General features: G+C 29.9%; 11 protein-coding genes. All 11 read right to left on the bottom strand.

The window, feature by feature from the left end; translation table 11 throughout:
- Positions 1–395: 395 nt before the first annotated feature.
- The gene (gene recO / locus PHD84_09565; GenBank protein ID MDD5638044.1) at positions 396–1,157 is read right to left on the bottom strand and encodes a DNA repair protein RecO; all 762 of its coding nucleotides are present in this window, start codon (positions 1,155–1,157) and stop codon (positions 396–398) included.
- A 248-nt stretch (positions 1,158–1,405) separates the two neighbouring features.
- Entirely contained in the window at positions 1,406–1,807 is a 402-nt protein-coding gene (gene cdd, locus PHD84_09560; protein ID MDD5638043.1) for a cytidine deaminase, read from the bottom strand.
- Between the two features lie 18 nt (positions 1,808–1,825).
- Positions 1,826–2,767, bottom strand: a complete 942-nt coding sequence (locus PHD84_09555) for a DUF3048 domain-containing protein (protein ID MDD5638042.1) — start codon at positions 2,765–2,767, stop codon at positions 1,826–1,828.
- Between the two features lie 34 nt (positions 2,768–2,801).
- Positions 2,802–4,784: a TRAP transporter permease gene (locus tag PHD84_09550; GenBank protein MDD5638041.1), complete on the bottom strand. Its 1,983-nt coding sequence runs from the start codon at positions 4,782–4,784 to the stop codon at positions 2,802–2,804.
- A gap of 10 nt (positions 4,785–4,794) precedes the next feature.
- Positions 4,795–5,313: a DUF1850 domain-containing protein gene (locus PHD84_09545; protein MDD5638040.1), complete on the bottom strand. Its 519-nt coding sequence runs from the start codon at positions 5,311–5,313 to the stop codon at positions 4,795–4,797.
- Between the two features lie 155 nt (positions 5,314–5,468).
- Complete coding sequence (locus PHD84_09540; protein MDD5638039.1) at positions 5,469–6,425, bottom strand: TAXI family TRAP transporter solute-binding subunit; 957 nt, start codon at positions 6,423–6,425, stop codon at positions 5,469–5,471.
- A gap of 259 nt (positions 6,426–6,684) precedes the next feature.
- The gene (ybeY, locus tag PHD84_09535) at positions 6,685–7,077 is read right to left on the bottom strand and encodes an rRNA maturation RNase YbeY (protein ID MDD5638038.1); all 393 of its coding nucleotides are present in this window, start codon (positions 7,075–7,077) and stop codon (positions 6,685–6,687) included.
- The gene (locus PHD84_09530) at positions 7,049–9,301 is read right to left on the bottom strand and encodes an HDIG domain-containing protein (GenBank protein ID MDD5638037.1); all 2,253 of its coding nucleotides are present in this window, start codon (positions 9,299–9,301) and stop codon (positions 7,049–7,051) included. The genes ybeY and PHD84_09530 overlap by 29 nt, the downstream gene beginning before the upstream one ends.
- Positions 9,288–10,298 carry a PhoH family protein gene (locus PHD84_09525; protein ID MDD5638036.1) on the bottom strand — a complete coding sequence of 337 codons (1,011 nt, stop codon included), beginning with the start codon at positions 10,296–10,298 and terminating at the stop codon, positions 9,288–9,290. The genes PHD84_09530 and PHD84_09525 overlap by 14 nt, the downstream gene beginning before the upstream one ends.
- A 408-nt stretch (positions 10,299–10,706) precedes the next feature.
- The gene (locus tag PHD84_09520; protein ID MDD5638035.1) at positions 10,707–11,174 is read right to left on the bottom strand and encodes a GatB/YqeY domain-containing protein; all 468 of its coding nucleotides are present in this window, start codon (positions 11,172–11,174) and stop codon (positions 10,707–10,709) included.
- Entirely contained in the window at positions 11,175–11,363 is a 189-nt protein-coding gene (rpsU, locus tag PHD84_09515) for a 30S ribosomal protein S21 (GenBank protein MDD5638034.1), read from the bottom strand.
- Positions 11,364–11,590: the final 227 nt, after the last annotated feature.

Here is an 11,590-nt window from a genome sequence, read left to right as displayed (position 1 = left end):
TCTATGGTCATGTGTGCTGTTCTCCTTCCTATTAGATTTTGTTTTATCAACTATATTCTATAGGAAAGACAACATGCATGACCAGTTTTTTTAAACTAAACTGTTAACACTACTCGAAATTAGTACATGACTATTAATTTGAATAATTTTATTTATAAATTTTGTAATAGTTTGATAAGGCATTAAAATTGTCTTTTTGAAAGTGGTAATTATTATTTAAAACTGTTTTCCTTAAAAACAAGTGATTGGCATATTGTTTCAATTGAAGCATGATTTTAATATAATGAAATATTAATTTTAGTGTTGAATTGACAAGAAAGAAAAAAATAAAACATTATAATAAAAGTAAAATTAAATATACTTTTTTTATTTCAAAGCACTTGCTATGGACATATTTACTTTAATTCTTTTAGTCCGTTTAAAAATTGTTTACTTCGATTTTCTATTTCAAAATGATAAACCAGATACATGTCAGTAATTTTACCAAGCTCATATAGGATAGATTGATCAATTTTTTTGTTATGAATTCTTTCTAAATTGACCTCAATAATTCTTTGTATTAACCTGATATGATAGTTAGTTATTTTTATTTGATAATAATCCATTTTTTCCTGACATTTCAAACAACTAAGCCCACCTCTTGCTATATCAAAAATGTAATTTTTTTCCTTATCAACCAAGGTATGACAATGAATACATCTTTTTAAATCAGGTTGATAGCCTAAAAGAGTAACAAGTTTCCATTTGAATGATTCAACTAAAAGAATTGGATTTTTATCATCTCTGAGCAGTAATAAAAGATTTTTAAAAAGATTATATAATTTCATATTAGGATCTTCTTCAACTGATAGTTTATCAATAATTTCTGTACAATGAATAGCCAGTCCATACCGAAATAGGTCTTTGCATTGTGAAAAAAAAGAGTTAATAATCTCTGATTGGCTTATAATATTAATACTTTTACCCTTAAAAAGTAACAGTTTAACTATAGTGAGGTTTTCCATACTACTACCAAATTGGCTCTTTGTTTTCCTCACTCCTTTGGCAATTCCTCTAATTTTTCCGTAGTCACTACTAAAAATAGTTACAATTTTATCAGCCTCGTTCAATTTTATACTCCTTAGTACTATTCCCTCTGTTCGAAATAAACGATTCATTAAATTAAAACTCCTCTTGTTTTTATGATACAGGAATTAAGAAGATGCAGAGTGAGAATTTACTTAATTCTTTTTACTATTTTCTTTTTATTTTGATTTACTAAAATATTATTTCTCTATTTGGACTACAAGTAAGAATATAATAAATATTATTAATCATAAATATTTCTGTTGAAATCAAAATAATATTTAATTGTTGTCAAAATATTATTCAAAGAGAAATAGGAAATAATTTTGATAATGTAATATTATTGATGAAATGTGCTACCATTAAATGCATCAGGAAGTAGTTCTCTTGCTTTCCTAATTTTAACTTTGTTTTGAAGATTGCTCATTATTACATCCATATTAGGTGCGAATTCCATCATTACCTGTCGGCATGCTCCACATGGCGGACAAGGGTCTTCGGTATCCCCTATTATGGCAATTGCTTTGATATTTTTAAATCCTTCAGAAATAGCTTTATAGATAGCTACTCGTTCAGCGCAAATTGTTATGCCAAGCGAAGCATTTTCAATATTACAACCAGTAAAGATTGTACCATTTTCAGTCAATACAGCTGAACCTACTCTAAATTGAGAATAAGGTGTATAAGCTTTTAATCTTGCTTCTCTGGCTCTGTCTATTAATTGTTGAAAAAAATCTTTCATTTATCTGACCTTTTTTCTTTATTTAAACCATACTTCATTATCTAAAGATAATATATAAATCCAAGTTAAACCTTTATTGAGTACTATTGGTGATCCAGTACTATCAAAAAAATAAGTTTGATCATATTTGTTTTGTTTAATCCATTTAATAGGTTGATAATCTCCTGAATGAAAGTATTTCCCTATTCCTTCTCCAATCAATTCAACCTGAACTCTCCCTAATTCATCTCCCTTAATTTTCTCAATTGGTACATATTGAATAATGATATTTGATACTTTTATCTTTTTTTGATTTTTTAGCATAGCATGTGATGCATTGTTTATATAGTGATAATATAACTTCTCATACGGATCATACTGATAACTAATTATATAATCTTCATTATATTTTATAGAAATTCTATTAACTTGATTTTTGTTATTTAGTGAGTGTACATTAAAATTAAGTAAATTATGACTTGTGGAATTATTTAGACTTAAAAAGCTATCCTTATTTATTTGTTTTTTTAATTTACTGATATCAGTAAATAGGTTGATCCATCCACCGATCTTTTCATCACGCCAGAAAAGAAAGTGATATGATAACTCATCTATATCTAGAACATTTTCATTTTTTAAATTTTGTCCGCCACAATGAACAAAAATTGGTGACCATTCAATAGATATTCTTGAAAAGTAATAACGACTACTTCTTATAGGTCCAACAACTGTCTCATTATCTCCAAAATAAAGAGCCATTAATCTAGTAAAGGGATATTCTACTTCAATTTCATAAATTATATCTGCCCCTTCAATCCCTTTTTGAATATTTCTTTCTTTAGGAGAATTTCCAATCATCACTGCAACAGGTCTATTTTTTACTAAATCATCAGCATAAAGGACTTCACTGCAGAGATAAAAAACTAATAATATTATAATTAGAAGAAAAATATTATTTTTAGTTTCTTTTAAATCTCCCATTTTGATAATTTTAAAACTTACGTCCAATTCATATTTAGGCTTTTTGCTGATTTTGTTTTTTATACTGTAAAAATAAAACAATTATTAAGATAGAAAGGCCAACTAAATCAGTTATTAAGTCAGGCGATATAAGCAATATGGCACTAATGAGTAACAAAATTCTCTCATAGAACTGTGTTTTAACTAATAAAAAACCACCAGCAGCTGCACCAAGAGACAAAACACCTGCTAAGGAGGTAAACATTAATTGAATAGTATGTAAAGCAGAGCCTTCTAATCCCATCAATCCAGGATTAATAGCAAATATATATGGAATCATAAAACCTGCAACGGCTAGTCTTACAGCAATAAAGCCTGTTCTCATAGTATTGCCTCCAGATATACCAGCACCTGCATAAGCAGCTACAGCTACTGGGGGTGTTAAATCGGCAATCACTCCAAAATATAGAATAAACATGTGCGCTGCTAAAGGTAGAACACCCAATTGTACCAAGGCAGGTGCTGCCATAATAGATAAAATTATGTATTTTGCAGTTGTAGGTAAACCCATTCCTAATAAAATAGAGGCTATCATAGTAAAGAACAAGGTGAGTAATAAATTTCCTCTTCCTAATGACACTATACCACTGGCAATCTTTAAACCTAAACCAGTTAAGGTTACAACACCAACTACCATACCTGCACAGGCACAAGCTGCTGCTACTCCTAAAGCACCTTTAGCTCCATCTTCGAATGCACCAAAAAAATTTTTTAAGTTAAGCCTTGTTTCTTTTTTGAGCATACTTATCGCCAAGCTCATTACGATAGCCCAAAAGGCAGCAAATAGAGCTGTATAACCTCTAACCAACAGATATACCAGTCCCAAGATTGGTAATAAAAGATGGCCTTTTTCCTTTAATACCAGTTTTGCTTTAGGTAATCGATCTTTTGGCAATCCTCTCAAGTTATATTTACATGCCTCTAAATGAACCATAGTCATAACGGCAATATAATAAATGATAGCAGGAATAGCTGCTGCAGCAGCTATTTTTATGTATGGTATTTCTAAAAATTCAGACATAACAAATGCTGCGGCACCCATAACAGGAGGCATTATTTGTCCACCAGTAGAAGCAGCAGCCTCCACTGCTCCGGCAAAATCTTTTTTGTACCCTATACTTTTCATTAAAGGAATAGTGAAACTTCCGGTGGTAACAACATTAGCCACAGAACTGCCATTAATAGATCCCATAAAACCACTGGCAATAACTGCAACTTTAGCAGGTCCTCCTGTAGTATGTCCGGCTAAAGCCATCGATAGATCGATAAAAAATTTTCCCATTCCAGTTTTGTTTAACACAGAACCAAAAAGGATAAAAAGAAAAACAAAAGAAGAAGATACTCCCAAAGGAATACCATAAATACCTTCTGTTTGCATATACAGATGTTCAATGATTCTTTCTAAAGAATATCCTCTATGGGCAAAATATCCAGGCATGTAGGGACCAAAATAAGAATATATTAAAAATACTATTACTACTATTGGTAATTCCGGACCAATTGCTCTCCTGGTAGCTTCTAATACTAATAATATGGTAATTCCACCCATAAGAAGATCAATGTTACTTGGTAATCCAGCTCTAAATACAAGTTCTTTATAAAATATTATCAAATATAAGCTCGTTGCTGCTCCCACCAGGGATAATATTATATCGAAAAAGGGTACCTTTGATTTATCACTACCAATGCCTTTTTTAGTTGTTGGGTATAGTAGAAATATTAGTGCTAAAGCGAAGGCTAAATGTAGCGCCCTTTGTTTTAATGCTAACCAGAGTCCAAATCCACCAGTATAAAAATGAAACAAGGACATGCTAATAGCTATGATCGAAATAACTATAGCAATAAAACCTATTGGCCTTCTTACATTAGATTCGCTATCATACTGTTCTAACAATTTTTGCACATCGATTTTTTCTTTTTCATCACTTAAAATACTATTATTTTTAGATTCAATTTTATTATCTAAATTATTTTTCATACATCTTCTCCTAAACTCTTAAATATTCCAAAAAATATCTAATCACATTTAATCGTTTTATATCAATTAGTAATAAGGAATCTCCAATTGTATCTGATAAATTAATTTCTTGCTTATCAAAAACAAAAATATTTCCTCGGTCTTGATAAATCCTGTAATATAATGGGAGTTCTATTTCCCTATGCATATTTTTTATTTTAAACTTGTGGTCTTCTCTCACAAAGATTTCATTTTCAAAAGCAGCATATGGGAGCCCAGCCCCGTGATCATGAAAATGGGTTTCGGTGAGTATCATTTTACCCTCATTATCTATTTCAAAAAATTCCCAAACAGGAGTTTGGGCGACAGAATGAATATAAGCTAAGGATATTTTTTGATTGGGAGAAATTATTTTTTGAAAAATTATTTTTTCATCAGGAAATGTCTTAATATTTATAATATAAAAAAAATTATTTACCATAAAAATAATGGATATTATTGCTAATGATAGCACAAAGAAATAAAAATATAAATATAATTTACTTTTCATAAAAATGGTCTTTTTTATTTTTTATATTCATTATTATAAGATCTTCGATATTATTTAAAATAATTATTAGATAAAGAAATCCGGGTACAATTATCATAAATAATATAATGTTCCCCGGATTTCCTTCACAAATATCAATCAGGCATAGACCTAAATTATTTTATTAGCTCAATTTCCTTATAATATAACTCAGCACCTGGATGAAGTGGTATAGCCATTCCAGCTAAAGCAGTTTCAAGTGTAATATTCTTTCCTTGAGCATGTACTTGAGCTAGTATAGTTATATTTTCCCATAGAGCCTTAGTCATTTTATAAACCAAAGTAGGATCTAATTGCGAATCACAGATCCAAAGAGCCGGGGTAGCTAAGGCTAACACTGGTTCTTCTACACCAGTATAAATACCGGCAGGAATTTCAGTAATTCCATAATAGGGTATTTCTACAATTAATTTTTCGGCTACTTCCAAATCCACAGGTACCAAAACAAGGTCACGAATAGTAGCAATATTTATAATACTGGAAGTAGGATAACCAGCAGTAACAAATCCGGCATCTATCTGACCATCGATTAATCTATCAGCTACCTCATTAAAATCAATATAATCAATACTCATATCATCATAGGTAAGACCATGGGCATTTAAAATAATTCTGGCATCGGCTTCTGTGCCGCTATTGGGAGCACCAACTCCTACTCTTTTTCCTTTTAAATCAGCAATTGATTTAACTCCAGAAGCTTTAGTGGCAACAATATGAATTGTTTCGGGATATAAAGAGGCAATTCCTCTTAAATTAGTAACTGCTTGTTGCCCAGTCTGGAGACCGGTAGCGGTATAGGACCAATATGTTGTATTAGCCTGGGAAAAGGCAGTTTCAATTTGATGACGGGCAATTAAATTACAATTAGCAATTGAGGCACCAGAAGTCTGTGCGGTTACAATTAAACCTTCCACTTGATTAGAAAGTAATTGGGCTAGAGCACCGCCCAATGGATAATAGGTTCCTCCCGTTCCACCGGTAGCTATAGCAAGGAATTTTTGTTGAGCTACACTGCTTACACTGAATGTTAAAATTAAAGTAGCAAGGATTAAAAATGTGAGTAATTTTTTCATAGATTTAAATAACCTCCAAAAAAATTTTTATTGGACAAAAAATAGATTAAAGGTATATTTTGTTTCTTATCACTCCTCTCCGTATATTTTCTTAACAATCTATTATATTAATATTATGCATTATTTTTAGCAAAAATTCAACTTTTAAAAAGCATTACAATTTAATCTGGAATTAAAAAATACTGTTGTTGTAATATGGAGATATAGATAGCGTAACATGGTGCCAATTTTAGAAGAACTAAAGAGAAGTAACTAAAACTTAATTAATATCCTTTCTACCTAATGATATATTATTAATAATTTCCTTTTCTAATGCCTTCATCTTATCTGTTTTATTTTCATAATCATGATCAATCCCGAGCAGATGTAGAAAACCATGAATCGATAGTAGCATTAACTCATATTGTAAAGAATGACCAAAAGAAATTGCCTGTTTTTGGGCTGTTTCAACTGAAATTACTATATCTCCTAATAGGTATTCTTTTTCATTGTTAAATAAAGGATCATTATTTTTTTCTTCAACCTGACTAAAAGCTAAAACATCAGTAGAAGTATTGACATTTCTGTATTTTTTATTCAATTCTTTAATTCGTATATCATCAGTAAGTAGAAGGCTTATTTCACTAGTTTTTTTTTGATTCATTAATTTCATTGCCTTCAGCAATGTCTTTTTCAGTATCTGAAGATTTATTATTTGTTTCTGATTGTTTTTTATTAATACTTTCACTTTGAGAACGTTCCTTCTTTAATTTGTTTATTAATTCTTCGTCAGGATACTCTACTCTATTATGAAACATACTGGTTAAAATCCTGGAAAAAACATCTTTAATTCTATTTAATTCTCTTAAAGTTAGGTTACAATCGTCAAGCTGACCGTTAACTAAATTTCTATTAATAACATTTTGAGTTAAATTCTTAATCCGAGTAGCAGTAGGATTATTTAAAGTTCTGGCTTCTGCTTCAAGCATATCAGCAAGTAAAATTACTCCTGCCTCTTTGCTTTGAGGTTTTGGTCCAGAATAACGATAGCTTTCTTCATTTACTTCACTAGATTTATCTCCATTTGTTTGTAAGGCACGATGATAAAAATAACTGATAATCCCTGTTCCGTGATGTTGATTAATTATATCAACAATTGACTTAGGTAATTTATACTTTCTGGCCATATCTATTCCATCCTTGACATGAGAAGCTATGACCAAAGCGCTTAAGCTAGGCTCTAGATCATCATGAGTATTTTTATAAGCTTCTTGATTCTCGGCAAAGAAATAAGGTCTTTTTAATTTTCCCACATCATGATAGTAAGCACCTACACGTGCTAACAAAGAATTTGCTCCTATCTCTTCAGTTGCCGCCTCTGCCAGATTACCTACTACCACACTATGATGATAAGTTCCAGGAGCTTCAACTAATAATTGTTTTAGTAAAGGTTGGTTAGGATTTGATAATTCCATTAATTTAAAAGAAGAAGATATATCAAAGAAGCTTTCCAAAAAAGGCAGAATGCCAATAGTTAAAATAGCAGAGATGAATCCATTCAATATACCCCACATGCTGTTTTGTAATATAACTTCAGAGCCACTCCTGTGAATTAAACCAAGAGCAATGATAGATAAAATATTAATCATAGCAATAAAAAGGCCAGCACGCGTTAAACTAGAACGTTGGGTAGCCTTTCTAATACTAAAAATTGCTATTAAACCTCCAGCTAGAGCAACAATCATATAATTTATATCGCCTAAAAAGATAAATCCAACATTAAAACTGATAAGGAATGTCATCCACAAAGCTAATCTTGAATCAAGAGTTATAGCAATAAGCATGGAAGCAAAAGCAGCTGGTATTAGATATCCCGATATTTCACTAGCTATCTTAGCCAAAAATATTATAGCAAGATATATTACCCCTAATAATATTAGTTTAGTAATATCATAATAAATTTCCTTATGATAAGTAAAAATATACAAGCTTAATAAAAAAATTAATATTGCATTGATGAAAAGTAAACCAAATATATTCTTGAAACGCACTATTGGATTTTGTAATCCTAAGGCTTCTAGCTTTTCAATATGTTCATCAGTAACAATTTCACCCTTTCTAATAATAATTTGATCTTTTCTGATAATATTTTTGACATCTTTTACTGCAGCAACTGCTTCTTGTTTTCTATCCTGAGTAGCTTGTTCGTCTAAAAAAAGACTTGCTCTTAAAAAATTTTCTCCAATTTCTCCTGCTAAGAGAGCATTATAGGGATTAGCGGATAATTCATTTATTTCTCTGATAACTTGTTTTTTTGCTTGTTCTATATCATTTTCTTTAATACCCTGTTGCATAATTCTTTTTATTGATAGGTTTACATTTCGTTCAATCTCTTCCAGCGAAAATTGATCTAATTTCATTAAACTTATTATTGAGTTTTCTCTATCAAATGAATACTTTTCAGCTATCAATTCTAAATCATTATTAATTAATGAGTAGTCAATTATTTCATCAGATTTTTGGTTATTCCTGATCTGTTTTTCTATAATAGTGTTATATAGTTTTCTAAGCCCTCTTATATCTGAAAAAAAATCAGATAATTCTTTCTCTACATTTTCTATACTGGCTAAATTTAGACTGAATAGCTCACGAGTTGATTTTTCAGTCTCTTCTTTTAGCTTTTCAGTAGCTTTTTTATCAATAATTTCAATCGTTTCCGGGGAAGTAATGTCTCTTGGAGCAACCTCTCCCACTTTTAGAAGAATTTTACCAGAAATGAAATTAATTGATAAAATGAAAGTTATAATGATAATTATCAGGCAAAAAAATAGTAACCTTTGTAAAAAGCTTTTTTGAAATATTTTAATATTTTTTCTATTAGTTTTATCTATTTTCATGTTTAAAATTATATTGTTCAGAGTTTTTCATATTTTTTTTATCATATTTATAAGCATTTTCATAAGCAAGAATAATTTCTTTAACCAATCTGTGTCTAACTACATCCTTTTTTTCTAGATAAATAAAGGCAATGCCTTTGATATCTTTCAATATCTCAGCTATACTAATCAAACCAGAATTAGTTTTTTGAGGTAAGTCCACTTGGGTTATATCACCGGTTATTATAATTTTTGATCCAAAACCAAACCGGGTTAAAAACATCTTCATTTGCCCTAAGGTTGTATTTTGTGCATCATCTAGTATAATGAAAGAATTATTTAATGTTCTTCCTCTCATGTAGGCAAGGGGAGCAATTTCAATAACTCCACGCTCTAAAAAGTTTTTAAATTTTTCTGAAGGCATCATTTCGTATATTGCATCATATAAAGGTCTAAAATAAGGATTGATTTTTTCCATTAAATCACCAGGAAGAAATCCAAGGCTTTCGCCGGCTTCTACCGCTGGACGAACCAAGATAATTCTATCAACCTCTTTTTTCTTTAAAGCAGAAATAGCAATTGCAACTGCTAGATATGTCTTTCCGGTACCAGCTGGGCCAATAACAAACAAGATATCATTATTATTTATCTTTTCTAATATCTCCTTCTGGCCAAAAGTTTTTGGTCTAATTATTTTATCTTTCTTAAAAACCTCTATCTCCACATTATATAACTCATTTAACTGAAAGAAATAATTTTCCTTTATCATTTCTATCTGATATTTAATTTCTGCTAAATTGACTGGATTTCCTCCTCGAATAATGGCTAATAAGTCTTCGATTAACATAACTGCCTGCTTAACATTCTTTTTGTTACCGAAAACAATGATATGATTACTGTTTCTAGTGGAAATATTTACAGATAATGATTTACAGATAAAATTAACCTTTGTATCAAGATGACCAAATAATTCTCTCAATTCATTTTCGCTTTTAATTAAAACTAAATGTTCATACATTAGTTATCACATTCCACCGTCCATCAAATAAGTTTGTTTCTATAGTTAAACAGACCACAAATCATTTATTAAACGGCTTTAAAAACCTCTAATATAAAGTTAGTTTTTCCTTAATCATTTCTTGTTATACTATTTTCCCTTTCGACTTTTTATCTATATTTTGATAATTACTACTATGAACTTAAGATAAAAAATAGTCAGTTAGCATATCTTAAATGATAATGGCAAAATATTATAACCGATTTTTTTATATCTTACAATTCAATTATTTTCATCAATCTTTTCAGATAAAATTAGTTTTATATATTTTTCGTAAAATATATAAAGAAAAATATAGAAAATATTTTCTATAAAAAAAGAAAGACCCAGTTTTTAAAAGCCAGGTCTCTCTTCTTTCAGAAAGAATTATTAAGAAGCATTTTTGTTTAAAATTTTTCTTACAACTTCACTAACCATTCTACCATCAGCATGAAATTTAATTTCATTCATGATTAATTTAATGGCAATATTGAAGTCTTTTTCATTTCCCAGGTTATTTTTAGAAATAATTTCCCTAGAAATCTTTTCAATTTCTTTTAAAGAAAGATTCGCTGGCAGGTATTTTTCAATTATAGTTATTTCTTCTTTGGTTTTTTCTATTAATTTTTCTCTCTTACCATTGATGAAAAAATCCAGTGCCTCCCTTTCTTTTTTTAACAAAGACCTTAATGCTTTAACTATTTCTTCATTATTTAAGGTATCCCTTTTTTGAATTTCTTTATTCTTTATTTCTGAACGAATGAAACGTAAAAATGATATTTCATTCTTCCTACCTTCCTTCAAGGCCTTTTGATAATCATTAATTATTCGAATCTCCAGGGAATCATTTTCAACCAATTAATATCTACCTCTCCTTTTCTTTTTTCTTTGAGCTGCTATTAATTTTCTTTTTCTTCTTTCGCTGGGTTTTTCGTAATATTCATGTTTCTTAATATCAGAAATAATCCCACTTTTCTGGCATTCTTTTTTAAAACGCTTTAAAGCGTGATCAAATTCTTCATCTTCTCTTACTATTATAGTTGCCATACCCTCACCCCCTTTACTAAATGGTAAGAATAACTTCTAATGATTAAATCATATTAGATTATATTATATTATTAAAAAAGTTTCAAGAAAACCTAGTTCATCGTCTGTGTCAAATTTTTGTGGGTACTTTTTTCTGCTGCCAAAATGTTCCTGGTTTCAGGTAGACCTACCTTACAGGTTAGAAAAGACTATGATAGCTTAAAATACACATCAAATACCCTTCTTTT

The organism is Atribacterota bacterium (assembly GCA_028717805.1).
Lineage (GTDB): Bacteria > Atribacterota > Phoenicimicrobiia > Phoenicimicrobiales > Stramentimicrobiaceae > Stramentimicrobium.
Note: the sequence above shows the minus strand (reverse complement) of the source record. Positions and strands in the feature narration are given on the sequence as shown.